At 75.0% G+C, this 21,739-nt stretch carries 18 protein-coding genes and 1 riboswitch; of the genes, 7 read left to right on the forward strand and 11 right to left on the reverse strand.

Annotated elements, in window-relative coordinates; all coding sequences use genetic code 11:
• Positions 1-34: 34 nt before the first annotated feature.
• Both cobC and OG556_RS24730 read right to left on the reverse strand, forming a co-directional pair.
• Positions 35-1,081, reverse strand: coding sequence for an Rv2231c family pyridoxal phosphate-dependent protein CobC (cobC, locus tag OG556_RS24725; protein WP_371519380.1), 1,047 nt, complete (start codon positions 1,079-1,081; stop codon positions 35-37).
• The gene (locus OG556_RS24730; protein WP_371519382.1) at positions 1,078-2,457 is read right to left on the reverse strand and encodes a cobalamin biosynthesis protein; all 1,380 of its coding nucleotides are present in this window, start codon (positions 2,455-2,457) and stop codon (positions 1,078-1,080) included. The genes cobC and OG556_RS24730 overlap by 4 nt, the downstream gene beginning before the upstream one ends.
• A 245-nt stretch (positions 2,458-2,702) precedes the next feature.
• Between OG556_RS24730 and OG556_RS24735 the strand changes: the two genes are divergently transcribed.
• The 5 genes from OG556_RS24735 (at position 2,703) to OG556_RS24755 (ending at position 7,583) form a co-directional block, all read left to right on the forward strand.
• The gene (locus OG556_RS24735; protein WP_371519385.1) at positions 2,703-3,638 is read left to right on the forward strand and encodes an alkaline phosphatase family protein; all 936 of its coding nucleotides are present in this window, start codon (positions 2,703-2,705) and stop codon (positions 3,636-3,638) included.
• A 5-nt stretch (positions 3,639-3,643) separates the two neighbouring features.
• On the forward strand, positions 3,644-4,975 hold the full coding sequence (locus OG556_RS24740) for an MFS transporter (protein WP_371519387.1): 1,332 nt from the start codon (positions 3,644-3,646) through the stop codon (positions 4,973-4,975).
• Positions 4,972-6,006 carry a TolB family protein gene (locus OG556_RS24745; RefSeq protein ID WP_371519390.1) on the forward strand — a complete coding sequence of 345 codons (1,035 nt, stop codon included), beginning with the start codon at positions 4,972-4,974 and terminating at the stop codon, positions 6,004-6,006. The genes OG556_RS24740 and OG556_RS24745 overlap by 4 nt, the downstream gene beginning before the upstream one ends.
• Positions 6,007-6,072: 66 nt before the next feature.
• Entirely contained in the window at positions 6,073-6,891 is an 819-nt protein-coding gene (locus OG556_RS24750; RefSeq protein ID WP_371519392.1) for a hypothetical protein, read from the forward strand.
• 218 nt (positions 6,892-7,109) lie between these two features.
• The gene (locus tag OG556_RS24755; RefSeq protein ID WP_371519394.1) at positions 7,110-7,583 is read left to right on the forward strand and encodes a hypothetical protein; all 474 of its coding nucleotides are present in this window, start codon (positions 7,110-7,112) and stop codon (positions 7,581-7,583) included.
• A gap of 22 nt (positions 7,584-7,605) precedes the next feature.
• Here OG556_RS24755 and OG556_RS24760 read toward each other — a convergent pair whose 3' ends face one another.
• Genes OG556_RS24760 through OG556_RS24780 form a run of 5 tightly spaced genes read right to left on the reverse strand, consistent with a single transcriptional unit; the run spans position 7,606 to position 14,276 of the window.
• Positions 7,606-8,994 carry a cobyrinate a,c-diamide synthase gene (locus OG556_RS24760; RefSeq protein ID WP_371522866.1) on the reverse strand — a complete coding sequence of 463 codons (1,389 nt, stop codon included), beginning with the start codon at positions 8,992-8,994 and terminating at the stop codon, positions 7,606-7,608.
• 25 nt (positions 8,995-9,019) lie between these two features.
• On the reverse strand, positions 9,020-9,625 hold the full coding sequence (cobO, locus tag OG556_RS24765) for a cob(I)yrinic acid a,c-diamide adenosyltransferase (protein WP_063349585.1): 606 nt from the start codon (positions 9,623-9,625) through the stop codon (positions 9,020-9,022).
• 6 nt (positions 9,626-9,631) lie between these two features.
• A complete protein-coding gene (locus OG556_RS24770; RefSeq protein ID WP_371519396.1) occupies positions 9,632-11,776 on the reverse strand; it encodes a putative cobaltochelatase in 2,145 nt (714 codons plus the stop codon).
• Positions 11,773-13,311, reverse strand: a complete 1,539-nt coding sequence (locus OG556_RS24775) for a cobyric acid synthase (protein ID WP_371519399.1) — start codon at positions 13,309-13,311, stop codon at positions 11,773-11,775. The genes OG556_RS24770 and OG556_RS24775 overlap by 4 nt, the downstream gene beginning before the upstream one ends.
• Positions 13,308-14,276 carry a cobalamin biosynthesis protein gene (locus OG556_RS24780; protein ID WP_371519402.1) on the reverse strand — a complete coding sequence of 323 codons (969 nt, stop codon included), beginning with the start codon at positions 14,274-14,276 and terminating at the stop codon, positions 13,308-13,310. The genes OG556_RS24775 and OG556_RS24780 overlap by 4 nt, the downstream gene beginning before the upstream one ends.
• Positions 14,277-14,383: 107 nt before the next feature.
• A riboswitch (cobalamin riboswitch) is annotated at positions 14,384-14,516 on the reverse strand.
• Positions 14,517-14,800: 284 nt separating this feature from the next.
• On the opposite strand from OG556_RS24780, the gene OG556_RS24785 reads away from it, so the two are divergent.
• Positions 14,801-15,913 carry an alpha/beta hydrolase family protein gene (locus tag OG556_RS24785; protein ID WP_371519405.1) on the forward strand — a complete coding sequence of 371 codons (1,113 nt, stop codon included), beginning with the start codon at positions 14,801-14,803 and terminating at the stop codon, positions 15,911-15,913.
• 345 nt (positions 15,914-16,258) lie between these two features.
• Positions 16,259-17,692 (forward strand): hypothetical protein, encoded by a 1,434-nt coding sequence (locus OG556_RS24790; RefSeq protein WP_350880317.1) that lies wholly within the window; start codon positions 16,259-16,261, stop codon positions 17,690-17,692.
• A gap of 96 nt (positions 17,693-17,788) precedes the next feature.
• Here OG556_RS24790 and OG556_RS24795 read toward each other — a convergent pair whose 3' ends face one another.
• The 4 genes from OG556_RS24795 to OG556_RS24810 all read right to left on the reverse strand — a co-directional run bounded on the left by OG556_RS24795 (position 17,789) and on the right by OG556_RS24810 (position 21,737).
• Positions 17,789-18,667 carry a CDP-alcohol phosphatidyltransferase family protein gene (locus OG556_RS24795; protein ID WP_030059975.1) on the reverse strand — a complete coding sequence of 293 codons (879 nt, stop codon included), beginning with the start codon at positions 18,665-18,667 and terminating at the stop codon, positions 17,789-17,791.
• Positions 18,654-19,346 (reverse strand): phosphatidylserine decarboxylase, encoded by a 693-nt coding sequence (locus OG556_RS24800; protein ID WP_371519410.1) that lies wholly within the window; start codon positions 19,344-19,346, stop codon positions 18,654-18,656. Before OG556_RS24800 ends, OG556_RS24795 begins: the two co-directional genes overlap by 14 nt.
• Before the next feature lie 534 nt (positions 19,347-19,880).
• Positions 19,881-21,083 (reverse strand): acyl-CoA dehydrogenase family protein, encoded by a 1,203-nt coding sequence (locus OG556_RS24805; protein ID WP_371519413.1) that lies wholly within the window; start codon positions 21,081-21,083, stop codon positions 19,881-19,883.
• Between the two features lie 150 nt (positions 21,084-21,233).
• On the reverse strand, positions 21,234-21,737 hold the full coding sequence (locus tag OG556_RS24810; RefSeq protein ID WP_371519416.1) for a MaoC family dehydratase: 504 nt from the start codon (positions 21,735-21,737) through the stop codon (positions 21,234-21,236).
• Positions 21,738-21,739 lie beyond the last annotated feature (2 nt).

Genomic DNA, 21,739 nt, shown 5'->3' on the forward strand with positions numbered 1-21,739 from the left:
CGGGGGGCAGGGGCGGAGGAGTCGGAGGCGGGGGTCAGGCTGGGCCGAGGACGGCGGCGAGGGCCTCCAGGAAGCGGTCGGTGGTGGCCTCGTCCCGGACGGCGATCCGCAGCCACTCCTCGCCCAGCCCCGGGAAGGTGTCCCCGCGCCGGACGGCGAAGCCGCGCCCGCGCAGCCGCTCCCGGACGGCCGCCGCCTCCGGCAGCCGTACCAGGACGAAGGACGCGGCCGGCTCGCCGTACACCCGAAGAGTCGGGAAGGCGGCCAAGCCCTTCAGCAAGTACGTCCGCCACGAGGCCAGTTCGGCGGCGGCCGCCGCCGCCTCGGCCAGCGCGGCCGGGCTGCTGCACGCCTCGGCGGCGGCCAGCGCGGGGGTGGAGACCGGCCAGAGCGACTGGGCGGCGCCGAGCGCGGCGATCAGCGGCGCGGGCCCGAGGACGTAGCCGATCCGCAGTCCGGCCAGGCCCCAGGTCTTGGTGAGGCTGCGCAGGACGACCACCTGGCCGGGCAGGTCCCGGACCGGGGCGAGGGACTCGCTTTCGCCGGGCACGGTGTCCATGAACGCCTCGTCGACCACCAGGGTGCGCCCGGGGCGGGCGAGTGCGGCGACGGCGTCGGCGGGGTGCAGGACGGAGGTCGGGTTGGTGGGGTTGCCGAGGACGACCAGGTCGGCCTCCTCCGGGACGGCCCCCAGCCGGAACCCGTCCTCGGGGGACAGCAGCACCCGGTGCACCTGGTGCCCGGCGCCTCGCAGAGCCGCCTCGGGCTCGGTGAACTGCGGATGAACGACGACGATGTGACGTGCCGTCAGGACGCGGGCCAGCAGGACGAAGGCCTCCGCCGCCCCCGAGGTGAGCAGCACCTCGTCGGCCGGCCGCCCGTGCCGGGCGGCCACCGCGGCGCGGGCGGCGCCCTGGTCGGGGTAGGCGGCGAGGTCGCCGAGGGTGGCCGCGAGCCGGTCGCGCAGCCAGGCCGGGGGTGTGCCGGTGCGGACGTTGACGGCGAGGTCGACCAGGCCGGACCCGTCGGCGCGCACCTCGGCGTCGCCGTGGTGGCGCAGGTCGGGTTCGGGGGCGGTCACGCGGGGGCTCCTTGCGGGTGGGCGGGTGTATCGGGGGCGAGCGGGTGGAGGGGCAGCCCCGGGACGCGGTGGACGTCGTACGCGCCCGGCGGCACGTTCAGCGCCGCGCCGTCGCCGAGGGCGACCAGCGCGACGGCGTGCCCGTGCGCGGCCAGGTCGACGGCCGCGTCGACGGCCAGGTCAACGGAAGCACCGGCGGCCGCCCCGGCGCCGTCGTCCGTTGAGATCCGCCTGGTCGCGATCCGCCTGGTCCCCGGCCGCAGCAGCTCGGCGACCGCCTCGACCGCGCCCGGCGCGCCCACGACCGCCGACGCGCGCCGCAGTTCCGCCAGCGCGCGCGGCACCAGCAGGTCGTGCGCGCCGGGCCCGAGCCCGACGACGGCGAGGCGTCCGCGCACCGCCGCCCGGGCGATCGCGACCGTCGCCGCGGCGGACTTCCGTTTGGCGGCGACGAGTTCGCCGCCGGGGGCGCTCGCCAGGGCGGCCGCCTCGGCGACGCTCGCGGTGCCGACGGCGGCGCCGACCCGGTCCGACGGGTTCGGCACCGCCACCGCGGCCAGGGCCGCCGCCGGGTGCTCGTCCACCGGCACCCCGCCGAGGCAGAACGCGGCCCAGCGCACCTCCGGGTGGTCCGCCTTTCCGGCCACCGTCGCCAGCCGGGCGACCGAGGCGCGGGCCAGGCCGTGTTCGGCCAGGGCGTCCGTGATCAGTCGCATCAGCTCGGAGTCCGTGGCGCCGCCGCCCGCGCCGACCCCGACGACCAGGGTGCGCGGGTGCACGAGGAGCACGTCCTCGTCGGGGTGGGTGCGGTCGGTGACCCGTAGGACGGGGGCGTCGGCGGGCGCGTCGGGGCGGGCGGAGGGCGGCAGCGCGGGCAGCGGGTACGCCAGGTCGCTTTCCAGCCGGACCGGTCGGCCCTCGGCGAGCGCCCGCACGGCCGCCGAGCCGCGCGGCCCGCGGGTGGACGTCGACGCGTGCCCGGCCAGGTGCGCGAAGGGCGGGGCGGTGGCCGGGGGAGGGCTGCTGGTCAGGACGGCCCGGACGCCGAGCAGGGCGGCGAGTTCCTCGGCCAGTTCGTCGGCGCCGCTGTCGCGGCCGGTCAGCGGGACGGCGTAGCGCAGGTTCAGGTCCAGGCTGACCAGGCCGGGCCCGCCCGGGCGCAGGTGCGAGCCGTCGATCAGCAGCCGCACGGTGGTCGCGACCGGCGCGAGGCAGACCACCAGGTCGTCCCGGCCGAGGGCGTACTCCAGGGCTTCGGGCGGGCCGAAGCAGGCGCTGGCGACAGCGGTGTGGACGCGGGTGGTCTCGGGCCAGGCGGCGTGGATCTCGTCGGCCAGCAGCCGGCCCGTCCCGTTGAGGGCGACCAGTCCGATCACGTCCCGCTCCTTCACCCGAAAAGCCCAGCGGTCCCCGCGCACGAGCATCCGCGATTCCGCCACAAGGGCCCCCGTGATCCCACCACGCCCGGTCGGAACGGGTCAATCGGGGCGGTTGTGACGTGGACCGCCGACGGGCGGCAGCTGTTCGCCTGTTCTTCACTTGTCTTGTGCGGTACACGACACGGCGCGATCCTACTGTTCTCGGCGCTCCAACCAGCCAGCCCCGACGCACGGAGGACCCGATGGCCTTCGCACGACTCCGCACCCCCGGAACCACGTCCCCCCGCCGCCCCTTCCGCCGCCCGCTCCGCCGGCCCCTCACCGCCCTCGCCGCCGGGCTCGGCCTCGTCGGCGGCTCGCTCGGCCTGTGGGCCGCCGGCGGCAGCGCGGCCGCCGACACCGCCGGCGGGCTGCCCTCGCCCGACCACGTGATCGTCGTGTTGATGGAGAACCACGCCTACTCGCAGGTCATCGGCAGCAGCTCCAGCGCGCCGTACATCAACAACACGCTGGTCGCCGGCGGCGCCACGCTCACCCAGTCCTTCGCGCTCACCCACCCCAGCCAGCCCAACTACTACATGCTGTTCTCCGGCAGCGCGCAGGGCGTCACCGACGACAGCTGCGTCGACGTCGGCGCCCTCCAGCAGCCCAACCTGGGCTCCGAACTGCTCGCCGCCGGCCAGACCTGGGCCAGCTACAACGAGGGCCTGCCCGCCCAGGGCGCCACCGACTGCCGCGTCGACAACTACGCGCAGAAGCACAACCCGTGGTTCGGCTTCGGCAACGTGCCCGCCTCCAGCGCCTACGGCATGGACGCCTTCCCGACCGACTACACCACCCTGCCCAAGGTCTCCTTCGTCATCCCGGACCTGTGCAACGACATGCACGACTGTTCCGTCGGCACCGGTGACACCTGGCTGCAGACCAACCTCGCCGCCTACGCCACCTGGGCCAAGAGCCACAACAGCCTGCTCGTGGTCACCTTCGACGAGGACAACCGCCTCGCCGGCAACCGCATCCCGACCGTCGTCTACGGCGCCCACGTCACCCCCGGCAGCAGCACCGGCACCACCTACAACCACTACAACGTGCTGCGCACCCTGGAGGACCTCGCCGGGCTGACCACCCACGCGGGCAACGCCGCCAACGCCACCGACATCACCGGCATCTGGAACTGACGCCCGTGTACGTCGCGGACTCCCGCAGCTCCAAGGCCCCCGCCGCCCCGGCCTCCGCAACGGAGCCGCCGGGGCGGCGGGGCGCCGCCCTGCGTGCCGTACCCGGCACGGTGCTCGCCCTCGGCGCCGTCAGCCTGGTCACCGACATCTCCTCCGAGATGGTCACCGCCGTCCTGCCGCTCTACCTGCTCACCGGCCTCGGCCTCTCCCCGCTCGGGTTCGGGCTGCTGGACGGCATCCAGAACGGGTTCAGCGCGCTCGTGCGCCTCGCCGGGGGCCACCTCGCCGACCGCCGCGGCCGTGACGGCGCCGCCCGCCACAAGGCCGTCGCGGCCGTCGGCTACGGCCTGTCCGCGCTCTGCAAACCGCTGCTGCTGCTCGTCCACACCGTGCCGCTGATCGGCGCCGTGATCGCCGTCGACCGCACCGGCAAGGGCCTGCGCACCGCGCCCCGGGACGCGATGATCTCGCTCTCCACCGAACCCGCCCACCGCGGACGGGCGTTCGGCGTGCACCGGGCGATGGACACCGCCGGCGCCCTGCTCGGCCCGCTCACCGCCTTCCTCGTGCTGCGCCTGGCGGGCGGGCCGATGCTCGCCGACGGGGGCGAACGGCACGGCTACGACGCCGTGTTCACGGTCAGCGCGTGCGTCGCCGCCCTCGGCGTGCTGATCCTGCTGCTGTTCGTGCCGAACCGGCCATCGGCTGACGATCCGTCAACTACGGTTCCCTCGCTGCGTGACAGCCTCACCCTGCTGCGGCTGCCCGGGCTGCGACGGCTCACGCTCTGCGCCGTCCTGCTCGGACTCACCACCGTCAGCGACTCCTTCCTGTACCTCCTCGTCCAGCGCCGGCTCGGCCTCTCCGTCGACCTGTTCCCGCTGCTGCCGCTGGGCACCGCCGCCGCCTTCCTGCTGCTCGCCGTCCCGCTCGGCGCCCTCGCCGACCGGATCGGCCGCCGCCGGCTCTTCCTCGGCGGGCACGTGCTGCTGCTGCTCGCGTACGGGCTGCTGCTCTCGCCGGCCGGCGGCCCGGCGGTGGCCGTCTGCGTCCTCGTGCTGCACGGCGCCTTCTACGCGGCCACCGACGGCGTGCTCGCCGCCGCCGCGGCCGACGCCGTCCCGGCCGGGCAGCGCGGCGCCGGGCTCGCCCTGGTCGGGACCGGGCAGGCGCTCGCCCGGTTCGCCTGCTCGCTGCTGTTCGGCGCGCTGTGGAGCGCGGTCGGCGGCACCGGCGCGCTGGGCTGGTCGGCGGGGGCGCTGGCGCTCTGCGTGCTCGGCGCGGCCGCCGTCCTGCGTGAACCCGCCGCCACCACCACCGTCGAGGAGAGCCCGTGAACCGACTCCAGAACCGGACCAGGGTGATCATCCTCCTGGTCGCCGTCCTGCTGCTCGGCGCCGTCGGCACCGGGGCCGTCCTCCACGCCGCCGACCGCACCGCCCGGCGCGACCAGGCCCAGCCCGGCGGCCCCGCCGTCACCGAGGGCGCCGTCACCCTGCAGAAGCCCTCCGAGGGGCGGAGGCTGGTCTTCCGCAACATGGCCTGGGGCCCGCACCGCGACGAACTCACCGCCGTCCCCGCCGACCGCCCGGACGGCCCGCGCACCGCCTCCGGCGTCCAGTGCCTGCGCTTCTACGCCGCCGCCGGCACCGGCATCTGCCTCCAGGCCCAGCACGGCGCCCTGGAGGACACCTACCGCGCCGTCGTCCTCGACGACCACCTGCGCGAACGGCGCTCCTACCCGGCGGCCGGCATCCCCACCCGCTCCCGGGTCTCCCCGTCCGGGCACCTCGCCGCCTGGACGGTCTTCGTCAGCGGCGACTCCTACGCGGGCACCGACTTCTCCACCCGCACCTCCATCGTCGACGTCCGCGACTGGAACCTCCGGGACAACCTGGAGACCTTCGACGTGATCAAGGACGGCCACCCCTACCAGGCCCACGACATCAACATCTGGGGCGTGACCTTCGCCGACGACAACACCTTCTACGCGACCCTCGCCACCGGCGGCCACACCCACCTCGTCCGCGGCGACCTCGCCGCCCGCACCCTCACCACCCTGCACGAGAACGTCGAGTGCCCCTCGCTCTCCCCGGACGGCACCCGCATCGCGTACAAGAAGCGCGTCCCCGGCCTGTCCCCCGACGCCCCCTGGCGCCTGTACGTCCTCGACCTCGCCACCATGACCGAGACCGCCACCGCCGAACAGCGCAACATCGACGACCAGGCCGTCTGGTCGGACAGCGGTACCCTGCTCTACGCTCTGCCCGGCGACTACGGCGCCGACCTGTGGACCGTCCCCGCCGACGGCGGCGGCGCCCCCCGGCGGGTCACCCAGGCCGCGGTCGCCCCCGCCTACCTGGGCTGAGGAACTCTCGGCTACGGTCCCTCGTCGAGCACAATGACGTCCTGATCGAACGGGGGAACGACAATCGTGGACGGCATCCCGCCCGAGCGCGTGGTCACCGACTCCTGGCCGGCCCTGCACGGCCGACCCGTCCTGCGGCGCACCGTCGCCGTCGGACTGGTCCTCTGCGTGTCCGTCGCGGCCGCCCTCGTGGTGCGCGGCGTCAACTCGCTCACCGCCGGCCGCGTCGGCCGCGAGACCGACCGCGACCGCGCCGAGCTCCTCGCCGGCCTCCACCCCTCCCAGCACCCCGGCGTCGGCCGCTCCTACGTCCCCGTCGGCGCCATCTACACCCACACCCCCGACGGCGCTCCCATCGCCTACCTGCACTACCGCGTCGCGGGCAAGGACGTCGGCCTCGGCGACTTCCTCCGCGCCTACGACCTCCCGGCCCCCGGACCGGCCGCCCCCCTCCCGGCCGACCTCACCGCCGCCCTCGGCGGCGACGGCCCGGCCGAGGCCCCCGAACTCCTCCCGGACCCCGAGCCCACCTCCACCACCGCCGCGTCACCCACTCCCTCCCTCACCCCCACCGCCGACCCGGCACCCCCGGCACCCGCGGCACCCCCTGGCCTCCAGGCCGCCGACCCCGACGCCGAACCGGACCCCGACGCCGAGGCCGGCCCCGCCCCGGACCTCGACGACGACACCCCCGAGCCCGCCCCCTCCGTCACCCTCCCCCCGACCCCGACACCCACCCCGACACCCACCCCCATCCCTCCCTCCCTCACCCCCACCCCGGCCCCGCCCCGCACCCACCCCCAGACCACCCGCCGCATCTACGTCGCCACCATCCCCGGCGCGGCCCCCGGCGCCGCCGACATCTACATCCGCGCCACCGGCTGAACGCGCCCCGGCTGAACGCGCCGACGGCGTCTGTGGCCGAACCGCCGCGCGGTGCGGCGCTTCGGCGTACGTTGGGTGGCCGGGGCCCGCGGTGACGGTCGGTCCGGGTGTGCGCGGGCGGCGGCAGCGGCAGGCGGCCGTAGTGGTCGGGCAGTTCGCGTGTCCATGGCCTCCCCGGTGGCGTTAACCCGGCGGGAACCGCACCGGAGGAGGAGCCGATGAAGGACAAGACCCCCAGGGACATCGCCGTCGACGACCAGCTGCGGGCGGCCGGGGCGGAAGGCGCCCAGTGGCTCAGCGCCGCCGGGTGGGGGCCGCCGGTGACGGTCCCGGTGCAGAAGGCCGCCAGGTGGCAGCAGGAGACCAGGGCCCGGATGCTGGCGGCGCAGGCGGACGAGTCCTGCACGTGGTGCGTCCACCTGCTCAACGGCGGCCCCCAGCCCGTGGTCGTCCACGCCGAGCACCCGACCCACCTGGTCTGCCGCGCCTGCTCGATCGCGGCCCGCCCCCGCCGCACCTGCCTGGACTGCGGCGGGCCGGCCGCCTCCGCCTCCCCGGCGGACGGCCGGGAGGACGTCTTCATGGGCCCGGTGGCGATCTACACCCGCCTCCGCTGCGCCACCTGCCACCGCGCCGACCGACCCGACCGTCCCGACCCCCTGACCGGCACCTTCGGCAACGGCCCGTCCTGAGACGGGCGGGGCGCGAGGGGGGTCACGGTGACGCGGGGTTCCCGGGGGCTGCCTGGTAGGTGGCTGCGGCGGAGGTGAAGGAGGTGGCCAGGGACGGGGCTCCGGCCCAGTGCAGGTGCAGGTAGGAGGCGTGGACGTGGCTGCCCGCGAAGCCCTCGGTGCGGGGGCCGGTGGGCAGGCGCCAGCCCCAGGCGGGGTGTTCGCCCGCGCCCGGTTCGCAGACCGTGCGGTGGAACTCGTGGCCGCGCACCCGGGTGCCGGTCGGGCCGAGCGGGGAGTCGTGCAGGGCGACGGCCTCCCGGTAGCCGAGGGTGAGCCGTTCGGTCATCCGGGCGCCGGTGTCCAGCACGCCGCACATCGGCAGGCCGTCCAACTCGCGCCCCAGGTAGAGCAGTCCGGCGCATTCGGCGGCGATCGGGCCGCCGTCGGCGGCGAACGCCGCGATGGCCCCGCGCAGCGCCGTGTTGCCGCTCAGCTCCCGGACGTACAGTTCGGGGAAGCCGCCGCCGATGACCAGGCCGGCCGTGCCGTCGGGCAGTGCCGAGGCGTGCAGCGGGTCGAAGGGGACGACCTCGGCGCCTGCGGCGGTGAGGAGTTCGGCGTTCTCGGCGTACGAGAAGGAGAACGCGGCGCCGCCCGCCACCGCGATCCGCGGCGTGCCAGCCACCGGGTCGACCTCGGCCGCCGGGTCCCACGGTTCGGCGGTCAACTCCGGCGCCGTCCGGGCGAGTTCGAGCAGGGCGTCCAAGTCGACCGAGGCGGCGACGAGTTCACCCATGTCGGCGACGGCGCGCAGGGCCTCCGCCGAGCGCTCCACGGCCGGGATCAGCCCGAGGTGGCGGGACGGCGTGGCGACGGCCGTGGAGCGGCGCAGCGCGCCCAGCACGGGCACGCCCGAGCCCTCCTCCAGGGCCTCGCGCAGGAGGTGCTCGTGCCGGTCGGAGGCGACCCGGTTGAGGATCACCCCGGCGAGGCGCACCTCCGGGTCCCAGGAGGCGAAGCCGTGCACCAGCGCGGCCACCGACCGGGACTGCGAGGAGCCGTCCACCACCAGGACCACGGGCGCCCGCAGCAGCTTGGCGACGTGCGCGGTGGAGGCCAGCTCCCCCCGCCCGGAGGCCCCGTCGAACAGGCCCATGACCCCCTCGACCACCGCGACGTCCGCCCCCGCCGCGCCGTGCAGGAAGAGCGGGGCGATCCGCTCCGGGCCGCACAGGAAGGCGTCCAGGTTGCGGCCCGGGCGCCCGGCGGCGAGCGCGTGGTAGCCCGGGTCGATGTAGTCGGGGCCGACCTTGTGCGGGGACACCGCCAGCCCGCGCGCGGCGAGCGCCGCGATCAGGCCGGTGGCGACGGTGGTCTTGCCGGCGCCCGAGGAGGGCGCGGCGATGACGAGGCGGGGGATGGCGGCCAACGGCCTGCCGGCAGTGCTCAACGGTCTACCACTCGATACCGCGCTGGCCCTTGCGGCCGGCGTCCATGGGGTGCTTGACCTTGGTCATCTCGGTGACCAGGTCGGCGAATTCGGTCAGCGGCTCGGGCGCGTACCGGCCGGTGATGACGACGTGCTGGCTGCCCGGGCGGTCCTTGAGCACCGACACGACCTCCTCCGGGTCGACCCAGCCCCAGTGCATCGGGTAGGTGAACTCGTCCAGCACGTAGAAGCGGTAGGTCTCGGCCGCCAGGTCGCGCTTGACCTGCTCCCAGCCCTCCTTGGCGGCCGCCTCGCTGTCCATCTCCATCTCGCTGGAGCGCTGGATCCACGACCAGCCGGAGCCCATCTTGTGCCAGTCGACCGTTCCGCCCTCGCCGGAGGCGCCGAGTACGCGCAGCGCGTTCTCCTCGCCGACCTTCCACTTGGCGGACTTCACGAACTGGAACACCCCGACGGGCCAGCCCTGGTTCCAGGCCCGCAGCGCCATGCCGAACGCGGCCGTGGACTTGCCCTTGCCGGGGCCGGTGTGCACGGCGGTGATCGGCTGCGTGCGACGCTGACGGGTCGTCAGGCCGTCGTCGGGGACGCTCTCGGGGACACCCTTGGGCATGTCGGCTCAGGCCGCCTTTCGCATGGTGGTGGCACGGTTATCGCGACGGTTCTCGCGCCGGCTGTCCTGCCGGTTCTCGCGGACGAGCGAGGCGACGCCCTCGGGGCGCAGCTCGTCCAGACTGACGGCGGTGCCGCCGAGCAGCCCGGCCAGGGTGCGGGCGAGGCCGAGCCGGACGGGGCCGGACTCGCAGTCCAGCACCACGCTGGCGGTGCCCTGCGCGGCGAACAGCCCGGCCGCGCGCTGCGACCGGGCGAGTGCGTCCCGCCCGCCGGTGGCCCGGCCGTCGGTCACCACGACCAGCAGCGGGCGGCGGCTCGGGTCGCGCAGCCGCTCCACCCGCAGCACCTCGTGCGCGCGCAGCAGACCGGCGGCCAGCGGGGTGCGCCCGCCGGTGGGCAGCGACTCCAGCCGGGCCGCGCCGACCTCCACGGACGACGTCGGCGGCAGCGCCAGTTCGGCGTCCGCGCCCCGGAAGGTGATCATGCCGATCTTGTCGCGCCGCTGGTAGGCGTCCATCAGCAGGGACAGCACGGCGCCCTTGACGGCGGTCATCCGCTGCCGGGCGGCCATCGAGCCGGAGGCGTCGACGACGAACAGCACCAGGTTGGACTCCCGCCCCTGGCGGACCTGTTCGCGGAAGTCGTCCTTGCGCAGCACCAGCGCCCGGCCGGCCCGCCCGCGCGCCGCCTGGTGCGGTGCGGCGGCCTGCAGGGTGGCGGTCAGGTGCAGCCGGCTGAGCGCGCCCTGGGGGCGCCGGGCGCGCACGGTGTGCCCGCCGGTGGTCTCGGCGGGGGAGCGGCGGCCCTGGGCGCCGTGGCCGGTTCCCTGCACGGTGAACAGCTTGGTCCGGTACGGGTCGCCGGCCGCGACCGGCGCCGACTCCCTTGCGGGGGCGGGGTGTTGGGCCGGTACGGGCTGCTGGAGCGGCTCGTCCGGCTCGGCGGCCGACGCCTCCGGGCCGGAGGCGGGCTCGGGGGCCCCGCCGCCGTCCGGGCCGCCGCCGGGGCCGCCGTCCGGGCCCGGACCGTCGTCCTCGGGGCCGTCGCCCTCGCCGTCCCCGTCGCCCTCGGCCTCTCCCGAGCCCCCGAGCCCCTCGGACTCCGACGGCTCAGAAGGCTCCTCGGGCTCCTCCGGCTGCGCGTGCTCCTCCAGCGTCCGGTCGAGCTGCTCCTCGTCCAGCCCCGGCGCGTCGAAGGGGTTGCGGCGGCGCCGGTGCGGCAGCGCCAGCTGGGCGGCCTTGCGGACGTCCTCCTCCAGCACCTCGGTCCGCCCGTCCCAGGCGGCGAGCGCGACGGCGGTGCGGGCCATCACGATGTCGGCGCGCAGCCCGTCCACCTCGAACGCGGCGCACACGGCGGTGATCTGACGCAGCGCCACATCCGTCAGCTCCACCTTGGGCAGCAACTCCCGGGCGGCGGTGATGCGTTCGGCGAGCGCCTGCTCGTCCGCGGCGAACCGCGCGGCGAAGCCGGCCGGGTCGGCGTCGTAGCCGAGCCGGCGGCGGACCACCTCGGCGCGCTCGGCCGGGTCCCGGGTGGCGGCGATCTCGACGGTCAGGCCGAACCGGTCGAGCAGCTGCGGCCGCAGCTCGCCCTCCTCCGGGTTCATCGTGCCGACCAGCAGGAAGCGGGCGGCGTGCCGCACCGACACGCCCTCGCGCTCGACGTACGAGCGGCCCATCGCGGCGGCGTCCAGCAGCAGGTCCACGACGTGGTCCTGGAGCAGGTTCACCTCGTCGATGTAGAGCACGCCGCGGTGCGCCTTGGCGAGCAGCCCCGGCTCGTACGCCTTGACGCCCTCGGCGAGCGCCCGTTCCAGGTCGAGCGAGCCGACGATCCGGTCCTCGGCCACGCCGACCGGCAACTCGACCAGCTGGGCGGGGCGTTCGGACGCCGAAGGGCGGTCGTGCGGCCCGTCCGGGCACTGCGGGTCCGGCGCGGCCGGGTCGCAGGCGAACCGGCAGCCGTCGACGGCCGCGAGGGTCGGCAGCAGGCCGGCCAGCGCGCGCACCATGGTCGACTTCGCGGTGCCCTTCTCGCCGCGCACCAGCACGCCGCCCACGGCCGGCGAGACCGCGTTGAGCAGCAGTCCGAGCCGCAGGTCGGGCATGCCGACGATCGCGGTGAACGGATAGCGGACGTCACTCATGCATACTCCCCAGGTGCCCCGGGCGCCAGGAACGGCAGCGATCCTGCCGCCGGCACCCCGCCCTCGATCAGCTTCCACAGCGCGTCGGTGTCGGCGTGCTCCTCGATCAGGTCGCCCAGCCGGTCCAGCCGGGCCTCGCGCGCCTCGGCGAACGAGGTGTCCGGCGCCGGCACGAACGCCCGGCCCGCCAACGCGGCGACCTCGCGCAGGAGTTCACGGCGGAAGCCGTCGTTCTCCAGCGCGCCGTGCCAGGTCGTGCCCCACACCGGGCCGACCCGGCAGCCGTCCAGGCCGTGCCCGTCGTCATCGGAGAAGAACGGTTCGCCCCCCTCCACGGCCACCACCCCGTGGTGGATCTCGTACCCCTCGACCCGCTGCCCGTACGCCGTGCCGACCGGCCGCGCCAGCACCTTCTCGGCGCCGAACCGGACGTGCGTCGGCAGCAGGCCCAGGCCCTCGACCGAGCCGGCCCGGGACTCCACCTCGTCCTCGATCCCGCGCGCCAGCATCTGGTAGCCGCCGCACACCCCGAGGACCGGCAGCCCGGCCGCCGCCCGCGCCTTCAGCGCCGGCTCCAGGCCGCGTTCGCGCAGCCAGGCCAGGTCGGCCACGGTGGCCCGGGTGCCGGGCAGCACCACCAGGTCGGCGTCGGCCAGTTCCTCCGGCCGGGTCACCCAGCGCACCAGCACGCCGGGCTCCTGGGCCAGCGCGTCCAGGTCGGTGAAGTTCGACAGCCGGGGGAAGCGCACCACGGCCACCCGCAGCACGTCCGCCCCGAGCGGGCCGCGGCCGTCGACCCGGTCCACCACCGTGGACAGGTCCAGCGAGTCCTCGGCGTCCAGCCACAGGCCCGGCAGCATCGGCAGGGTGCCCAGCACCGGACGGCCGGTCAGCCCGTGCAGCATGTCCAGGCCGGGCGCCAGCAGCCGCGCGTCGCCGCGGAACTTGTTGACGAACCAGCCGGCCACGTGCCGCTGGTCCTCCGCCGACAGCAGCGCCAGCGTCCCGTACATCGCCGCGAAGACGCCGCCGCGGTCGATGTCCCCGACCACCACCACCGGCAGCCCGGCGGCCGTGGCCAGGCCCATGTTGGCGATGTCCCGGTCCCGCAGGTTGATCTCGGCGGGCGAGCCGGCGCCCTCGCAGACCACCACCTCGTAGCGGCGGCGCAGGTCCGCCAGGCACTCCAGCGACCGTTCCAGCAGGACGGGCTTGCGCTCGCGGTAGTCCAGCGCGCCGACCTCGGCGACCGGCCGGCCCAGCAGCACCACCTGGCTGCGGCCGTCCGCGCCCGGCTTCAGCAGCACCGGGTTCATCGCCGCCTCCGGCTCCACCCGGGCCGCCTGCGCCTGCATCGCCTGCGCCCGGCCGATCTCGGCGCCGTCGGCGGTGACGAAGGAGTTCAGCGACATGTTCTGTGCCTTGAACGGCGCGACCCGCACCCCCTGCCGGGCCAGCCAGCGGCAGATGCCCGCGGTCACCACGCTCTTGCCCGCGTCCGAGGTCGTCCCGGCGACCAGCAGTGCGTTGCTCATGCCCTTCCCCTCCACCGTGTCGTCAGCAAGCGCAGCGCGACGTGCCCCGCGACCGTCGTACCCAGGGCCAGCGCGCCCACCCGCCGGGAGAGCACGCAGGCCCGCTCGATGTCGTCCACCGTCACCGGCCGCAACTCCGCGCCGAGCACCGGCCGGTGCTCCACCCGCTCCCCGTACTGGAGGGTTCCGCCCAGCCGGACGCCCACCGCGCCCGCGAAGGCCGCCTCCGCCTGGCCCGCGTTCGGGCTCGGGTGCGCCGAACCGTCCCGCCGCCAGACCCGCCAGGCCGTTTTCGGCTGCGGCGCGGCGGCCACCGTGAGCAGTGCCGTCAGTCGGGCGCCCGGCCAGCCCGCCACGTCGTCCAGCCGGGCCGAGGCCCAGCCGAACCGGGCGTACCGCGGCGAGCGGTGGCCGACCATCGCGTCCAGCGTGTTCACCGCGCGGAACGCCAGCAGCCCCGGGGTGCCCGCCAGGGTGCCCCAGACCAGCGCGTTCACCACGGCGTCCGCCGTGTTCTCGGCCACCGACTCGACCACCGCGCGGGCGATCTGAGGCCCGTCCAGCGCGCTCGGGTCCCGCCCGCACAGGTGCGGCAGCCGCTCCCGCGCGGCCGTCAGGTCGCCGGTGGCCAGCGACCGGCCGATGGTGCGCGCCTCCCGGGTCAGCGAGGTGCCGCCCAGCACCGTCCAGGTCGCGGCGGCCGCCAGTGCGGCCCGGCCCAGCGGACGCCGGCCCACCGTACGGTCCAGGGCCACCGCGCCGGCCGCGACCGCGCCCACGCACAGTGCCGTGTACCCGGCGCCGGCCACCCGGTCGTCCTGCCACACCCGCCGCTCCAGCCGGGTCGCCGCACTGCCGAAGACGGCCACCGGGTGGCCGCGCCGGGGGTCGGCGAAGCGGGCGTCCGCGGCGAAGCCCGCGACGGCGCCGAGCGCGAACGCGGCGGCGCGGGTCAGCGGGCGCACGGCGGGTTCGGCGGAAGGCCGCGTGGGGTCCGGCGGGGCGGGGCAGCCTGCATCGCGTGCGTGTCCTCACTCAGGGTCCGCGCCCTGGATCGACGTACCGGGGGCGAGAGTCTCCTGGCTTCCGGGTCGGACGCACCCCCGGGCCTTCCAGCGGCTTCTGACGGCCCGCCGTGGCGATGTTCCGAGCGTGCTCCCCGGTGACAGTGGCGGGACCGCGCCGGACTCGCACCGGCTTCCTCTGCATGCCTCCGTTTGGCCCCAGGATCCCATCACGCGGCCGAACCGGGAGTCAACCGAGGTCACGGAGGGGTTGGTCACACCTCGGAGCCCCGTCGCCACCTCCGATCCGCCCACCCCGCCAGAGGACCGCCCGCCTGTCGCCCGCCCCGCCCGGCGCCCCGCCGTGCCCCGGACGGCCCAGCCCGGTGGCCGCCCGCGCGGCCCCCCGGTGAACTGGTGCCCGAACACCGTCCGAACACCGCCCGGACACCGTCCGGTCCAAGACCAGCAGAGCGGGGAGCGATATGCGTTGGGGAACCGCGGCCGTCGTGGCGGCCGCCGTCGTCGGCGCCGGGGCCGCCGTCCTGGTGATCGGCCGTCGGGCCTCCGAACGGCTGGTCCACCCGGCGAGCGCCGCCCGGGAGTCCGGCCCCGTCCTGGTGCGGAGCCTGGCCGCGGGCCGGATCACCTTCAACCGCCGCCCCGAGAGCCTGCGCCCCGGCCGCTGGGCCGTGGAATGGGACGACCACGGCCACGCCGTCGTCGAGGACGTCCTGCACAGCGACGAGCACGGCGTCACCCGCCGCCTCGTCCGCGCCGACCGGGGCACCCTCACCCCCGGCACCGAGGTCCGCTTCACCCCCCGCGTCCACCTCGGCGACCCCACCGAGGCGCTCGGCCTCCCCTTCACCGACACCGCCGCCGACGGCGAACTCGGCGCCCTCCCCGCCTGGCGCCTCGCCGGCAAACGCGGCACCTGGGTGATCCTCGTCCACGGCCCCGGCGCCGACCGGCAGCAGACCCTCCCGGTCCTCCCCGTCCTCGACCGCCTCGCCCTGCCGGCCCTCGTCGTCACCTACCGGGGCGACCAGGGCGCCCCCGCCTCGCCGGACGGGCTCGGCCACTTCGGCGAGACCGAGTGGCGCGACGTCGAGTCGGCGGTCCGGCTCGCCCTCGACAGCGGCGCCGGCCGGGTCATCCTGTACGGCTGGTCCCTCGGCGCCACCATGGCCCTCCAGACGGCCGCCCGCTCGGCCTGGGCCCATGCCGTCAGCGGCCTCGTCCTGGACTCGCCGGTCCTCGACCTGCCCGCCACCGCCCGCCGCGGCGCCGCCCGGGCCGGCTACACCGGCGCCGCCGCCGAGCTCGGCGCCCTCGCCGCCGAGGGCCGCACCGGCGTCGACCTCGCCGACTTCAGCCGCATCGCGGAGGGCGCCGACCTGCGCGTCCCCACCCTCCTCCTGCACAGCCCCGACGATCAGATCGCCCCCTTCCGCGCCGCCGAGCGCCTCGCCGCCGCCCGCCCCGGCGTGGTCAGCCTCCGGCCCTTCCCGGGCGCCGACCATGCCACCCTCTGGAACTCCGCCCCCACCCACTACACCGAACTCCTCCGCCGCTGGCTCACCCCCCTTCTCTGAACCCAGCCCCCCCGCGCGGGAAGTCGCACCGACAGGGCCTCTGTACGAAAGCCGAACCTCACCCGTCAGCCACGGAGCGTGATCGTCCGGGCGAGTAGCGCGACCGTCGCCGCAAGGGTTGTGCCGGGATGGCATGACCCCGCCACCTGTTTCCGGCCAGGCGGTTTGCCTCTGTTGCCCGATTGTTGCCCGATCTTGGGGAGGTGCCGTCGACGGCCGCCCGTCCGTACAGCCAACCGGATGTGACAGAAGGCCGGTACAAGGGGAAGACTGCTCGACGTGACGTCTCGGAATCCGCGCGACCGTGATGCCCCGCTCCCTCCGACGATCGGTACTGGTGCGACGGTGACCCGTCTCCCCGGTACGGCCCACCGGCCCGCCGCCGGCAAGCCGGGCGGGGCCGGGGTACCCCGCCGACGAGGGCCCGCTGCGGCGCCCGGTCGGGGGAGGGTTCCCGTACCGGAGGGCTTCCCCGCGCCGGCCGAGCTGGCGCCGCTGGCCCGCCGGATGCTGGTGGACGCCGTCCGGATCGCCCGCTGGGCGGGGGACCTGGAAGAGGTCGACAAGCGGGGCGAGCTGCTGCCCGATGACGCCCGTGCGGCGGGTCGGGCGCTGGCCATGACGGTCGGCGCCGCCGCCAAGGCGTGGGGGCAGGCACTGCTGGTCGGCCTGGTGGAGGCCAGGGACGGCGGTGCGGTCCCGGGTTGGCGCCTGCACGCCTGGGAGCACGACGACGAGGCGGTCGTCCGCGGCTGGTCGGCGCTGTTCGACGCCTGGACGCTGCTCGCCCCGGTGCCGCCGGCCGCCCTGCGGGGCGTGTTCGCGGTGCTGGCCGGCCAGGCGGTGGACCAGGCGCCGCAGCTGCTGTCGTTCTTGCACCTGGTGGCCGGTCCGGTGTCGGACGGCGAACTGCTGGAGCTGCTGCGCCGGGGCCTGGACGAGCGCCGGGTGGGTGGCGCGGACGGTTCGGGCCTGTCGCCCGTGCCGCACGCCGCCTCGGCGGTCTCGGCGGTGCGCGGCACGTGCCGGGAGCCGCAGATCGACACCCCGCCGTCGCCGGCGGACGTGGCCGCGGTCCTGGACTGGATGCTGGACGGCCTGGCGGCCGTCGGGGCCGTGGTCCGCAGGGACGAGGCCGCCGAGCTGTCGCCGCTGGGCCACTGGGCGGTGCGGGCGAAGCTGGAGGAGATCTGCACGGTCGCGCAGACCGCGGCCGGGCACATCGAGCAGAGCGCCTTCGAGCTGCTGAACGCCTGCGCGGACTACTCGCCGGGCCCGGCGCGGGCCGAGTTCCGCGCCTGGGTGGCGGCCCGTCCGGCCGATCGGGCGGTGGCGGAGCTGCTGGACGCGGCGCAGGGGGACGACGCGCTGGTGCGCGGACTGGCCTTCGAGGCGCTGCGGGTGGCCGGCGGCCCGGCCGAGCAGGCGGTGCGGGCCTCGGTGGACGAGCCGGTGCTGCGCCCGTACGCGCTGCTGTGGCTGGCGGAGCGCTCGGACGAGGGCGTTTCGCCGGCGGACGTGCTGGGGGCGGAGGACGCGGCCTGGCTGTGGGTGGACACGGCGGCGGCGGTGCTGGACCACGGCGAGACGGAGCTGCTGGTGGGCCACGTCGAGGGCGCCGCGGCGGGCGATCCGGTGCGGCTGTTCGCCCGGGCCCGGCAGTCGGGGCACCCGCGGGCGGCCTCGGTGCTGACGGCGGTCTCGGGCGTGCACCCGGATCCGGGCGTGGCGCGGGCGGCCCGCCGCTCGGCGTTCAGCGTGCACACCGGCGGCGCCTAGCAGGACCGGCCGAAGAACGAGCCCGCCGCGAAGAGCGAGCACGAAGAGGGGCCCGGATCCGACTGGATCCGGGCCCCTCTCGCGTACGGGAACGACTCAGCCGAGGCGGGACTCCGCCCGCCTGGCGCGGACGTCGCCGACCTTCTGCCCGACCTTGCGCCGGATGACCAGCAGCGGGGCCATCGCGGCGAGCGTGATCTGGGCGAAGGCGCCGACGTGCATCAGCGCGTCGCCACCGGGCAGGCCGGTCGCCCAGGCCGCGAGGCAGCCGATCGAGACGACGATCCAGCACAGCGTGGCGGTGGCCAGCAGCCCCTGGGGCTTGGGGTACTCGATCCGGCTGACCATGAGGTACGCGGCGCCGAAGATGGCGAGCAGACCGGGCAGGAACGGCGGGTCGAGCAGCACGATGGCGATCACCGTCATCGCGCCCATCGGGCAGGGCATGCCCTGGAACACCCCGGGCCGCATCTTGACGGCGGAGAAGCGGGCGAGCCGCAGGACGACCGCGAGCAGGACGGTGATCGCGATGAGCGCCGAGAGCTTGCTGTTGGAGCCCTGCGAGACCATGCCCCAGACGGCGACGAAGTAGGCCGGCGCGATGCCGAAGCTGATCAGGTCGGCCAGGTTGTCCAGTTCCGCTCCGAGGGCGGAGGAGCGGAGCTTGCGCGCCACCAGCCCGTCGAAGAGGTCGCACATGGAGCCGATGAGCAGCAGCGTGACCGCGGTGGCGGCGCTGTGCCGGTCGGGTGCGGCGTCCGGGTTGGTGATGTGCGGGACGAGGACCCCGGTGGTGATCGAGTAGATCGCCAGGAAGCCGCAGACGGCGTTCCCCAGGGTCAGGAAGTCGGCGGTGGACAGGTGCTGGGGAGAGCGCGGGGCGCGCAGCTCGCGGTCGCGCGCCCAGCGGCGACGGCGCAGGGCCGTCTCCTCGTCGTCCAGGCCGACGATTGTCTCAGGATCAGTCACGGTCAAGGCGCGTCACCCCGGCTGTGGTCTTCTGGCCGACCTCGACGCCGACCTCGACGCCGGCCGGCAGGTAGGTGTCGACCCGGGAGCCGAACCGGATCAGACCGATCCGGTCGCCCTGCTCGACCTTGGTACCGGCGGCGACGTACGGCACGATGCGACGGGCCACGGCCCCCGCGATCTGCACCATCTCGATGTCGCCGAGCTCGGTGTCGAAGTGCCAGACGACCCGCTCGTTCTGGTCGCTGTCCTTGTTGAACGCGGGGACGAAGCCGCCCGCGACGTGCTCGACCGACGTCACCGTGCCGGGCAGGGGCGCGCGGTTGACGTGGACGTTGAGCGGGCTCATGAAGATCGCGACCCGGGTGCGGCCGTCCGGCCAGGCGTCGATGCTCTGCACCACGCCGTCGGCGGGGGAGATCACTCTGCCCGCGCCGATCTCACGCTCGGGGTCGCGGAAGAACCACAGCATGCCCGCGCTGAGCGCACAGGCGGGTACCGCTGCCAGGGCCCACTTGCCGCTGCGCCGGGTGAGGGCGGTGGTCACGGCGGCCGTGGCGAGGGTGGGGACGAACCAGGGGGTGGCTCCGCGCGCGATGGTCACGCGGGGTCGCCGACCGGCCGTCGTGGCTGCGAGGGCATCGCGGTCCGTGACGGAGGTGTGAGGGGACGGGCTGATGGGCATCGAAGACCTTTGTCGCGGGGGATCATGGCCGCTGGACGGGGGCCACCGCGGGATCGGGTAATAGAGGGACGGCTTGCTGTCCCGGTGGATGCTATCGGGAGCACACGGTGGGTGGGCAACCCGCCTGCTCGTTCACGTGTCCGGTGGAAGCGCGTGTGCGCGTCCCACCTCTACGACCGTAGCTCGCCCCGGTCCGGTTCCCAAGGGACCGGACGGGGCTGGTGACACTTGTCTCAACAGGCCCGTCGGCGGAACCCGGTGGACGCAACGGGCCGTTCGCGGTCCGCCGGGGGTGCGGGACACGGCCTTGTCGAGGGTGTGCGGAAGCGGCCGCGGGGCGTGTCGCCGCAGCTGTACGCCCTGCGGCCGCTTCCGGAGGGCCGTGCCGGACCCAGGCGGACCAGGCCGGGGCCGTGATGGCACGGCGGGTGGCCGGGACGGGCCCGCACGCCCGTCGACCGGCGGTTCGGAAGGGTCGTCCAGCCGGCCCGGAGCGTCCCTGGGGCCGCTCGTCGAGCCGGGGTGACCCGGTGCTCACTCCGCGATCCGGTACTCCTCCAGGAGCCGGCGTCCGACGATCATCTTCTGGATCTCCGCAGTTCCTTCACCGATGAGCAGCATCGGGGCCTCGCGGTAGAGCCGCTCGATCTCGTACTCCTTGGAGAAGCCGTAGCCGCCGTGGATGCGGAAGGCGTCCTCGACGACCTCCTTGCAGTACTCGGAGGCGAGGTACTTGGCCATGCCGGCCTCGAGGTCGTTGCGCTCGCCGCCGTCCTTCTTGCGGGCGGCCATGACCATCATCTGGTGGGCGGCCTCGACCTTGGTGGCCATCTCGGCGAGCTTGAACTGGATGGCCTGGTGCTCGGCGATCTTCTTGCCGAAGGTGGAGCGCTGCTGGGCGTAGGAGATGCCGAGTTCGAAGGCGCGGCGGGCGACGCCGCAGCCGCGGGCGGCGACGTTGACGCGGCCGACCTCGACGCCGTCCATCATCTGGTAGAAGCCGCGCCCGGGGACGCCGCCGAGGATGCGGTCGGCCGGGATCCGGACGTCCTGGAGGACCAGTTCGGTGGTGTCGACGCCCTTGTAGCCCATCTTCTCGATCTTCCCGGGCACGGTGAGGCCGGGCACGGTCGGGTTCGGGCCGAATCCGGGGGTCTTCTCGACCAGGAAGGTGGTCATGTTCTTGTACGGGGTGCTGCCGCCCTCGTCGGTCTTGCACAGGACCGCGACGAGGGTGGAGGTGCCGCCGTTGGTGAGCCACATCTTCTGGCCGTTGAGGACGTAGAACTCCCCGTCCTTGACGCCCTTGGTGGAGATGGCCGAAACGTCGGAGCCGAGGCCGGGCTCGGACATCGAGAACGCGCCGCGGATTTCCCCGGCGGCCATCTTCGGCAGGAAGTGGTCCTTCTGCTCCTGGGTGCCGTGGGCGTTGATCATGTGCGCCACGATGAAGTGGGTGTTGACGATGCCGGACACGCTCATCCAGCCGCGGGCGATCTCCTCGACCACCAGGGCGTATGTGAGCAGCGACTCGCCGAGGCCGCCGTACTCCTCGGGGATGGTGAGGCCGAAGAGGCCGAGCTGCTTCATCCCCTCGACGATGGCGGTCGGGTACTCGTCCTTGTGTTCCAGCTCGGTCGCGACCGGAATGATCTCCTTGTCGACGAAATCCCGCACGGTGGCGAGGATGTCCCGCTGGATCTCGGTGAGGCCGTCGGTCTGTGCCAGGCGTCCCATCGTGCGGCTCCGAAAGGTTTAAGGGGGCGGGGGGGGGGGGGATTGCCGGGGGCCCTGCCGGCGTGGCTGCGGCGGCAGGGCCCCCGTTCCGGGTGGGGGCCGGCCGATGACGGCGGCCGGCCCCTCCGGGGTCTCGGGGGATTCGGGGCCCTAGGAAAGGGGAGTCGGGCGGCCGGGCTGCTCGCCGCCGCGCTCCTTGACGTACGTCTCGGTCGGCACCATCACCTTGCGGCGGAAGACGCAGACGACCGTGCCGTCCTGCTTGTACCCCTTGGTCTCGACGTGCACGATGCCGCGGTCGTCCTTGGACTTGGACGGCCACTTGTCGAGGACGGTGGTCTCGCCGTAGAGGGTGTCGCCGTGGAAGGTCGGCGCGACGTGCCGCAGCGACTCGATCTCCAGGTTGGCGATGGCCTTGCCGGAGACGTCCGGGACGGACATGCCCAGCAGCAGCGAGTAGACGTAGTTGCCCACCACGACGTTCCTGCCGAAGTCCGTCGTCCGCTCGGCGTAGTTGGTGTCCAGGTGGAGCGGGTGGTGGTTCATGGTGAGCAGGCAGAAGAGGTGGTCGTCGTACTCGGTGACGGTCTTGCCGGGCCAGTGCTTGTAGACCGCGCCGACCTCGAACTCCTCGTAGGTGCGTCCGAACTGCATCG

This window comes from Kitasatospora sp. NBC_01300 (assembly GCF_041435235.1).
GTDB lineage: Bacteria > Actinomycetota > Actinomycetes > Streptomycetales > Streptomycetaceae > Kitasatospora.

Coding starts and splice junctions, on each gene's coding strand:
- OG556_RS24735 (WP_371519385.1), top strand. CDS start 2,703: ATGGCCTTCGCACGACTCCGCACCCCCGGAACCACGTCCCCCCGCCGC.
- OG556_RS24755 (WP_371519394.1), top strand. CDS start 7,110: ATGAAGGACAAGACCCCCAGGGACATCGCCGTCGACGACCAGCTGCGG.
- cobO (WP_063349585.1), bottom strand. CDS start 9,625: ATGCCCAAGGGTGTCCCCGAGAGCGTCCCCGACGACGGCCTGACGACC.
- OG556_RS24770 (WP_371519396.1), bottom strand. CDS start 11,776: ATGAGTGACGTCCGCTATCCGTTCACCGCGATCGTCGGCATGCCCGAC.
- OG556_RS24775 (WP_371519399.1), bottom strand. CDS start 13,311: ATGAGCAACGCACTGCTGGTCGCCGGGACGACCTCGGACGCGGGCAAG.
- OG556_RS24785 (WP_371519405.1), top strand. CDS start 14,801: ATGCGTTGGGGAACCGCGGCCGTCGTGGCGGCCGCCGTCGTCGGCGCC.
- OG556_RS24800 (WP_371519410.1), bottom strand. CDS start 19,346: ATGCCCATCAGCCCGTCCCCTCACACCTCCGTCACGGACCGCGATGCC.
- OG556_RS24805 (WP_371519413.1), bottom strand. CDS start 21,083: ATGGGACGCCTGGCACAGACCGACGGCCTCACCGAGATCCAGCGGGAC.
- OG556_RS24810 (WP_371519416.1), bottom strand. CDS start 21,737: ATGCAGTTCGGACGCACCTACGAGGAGTTCGAGGTCGGCGCGGTCTAC.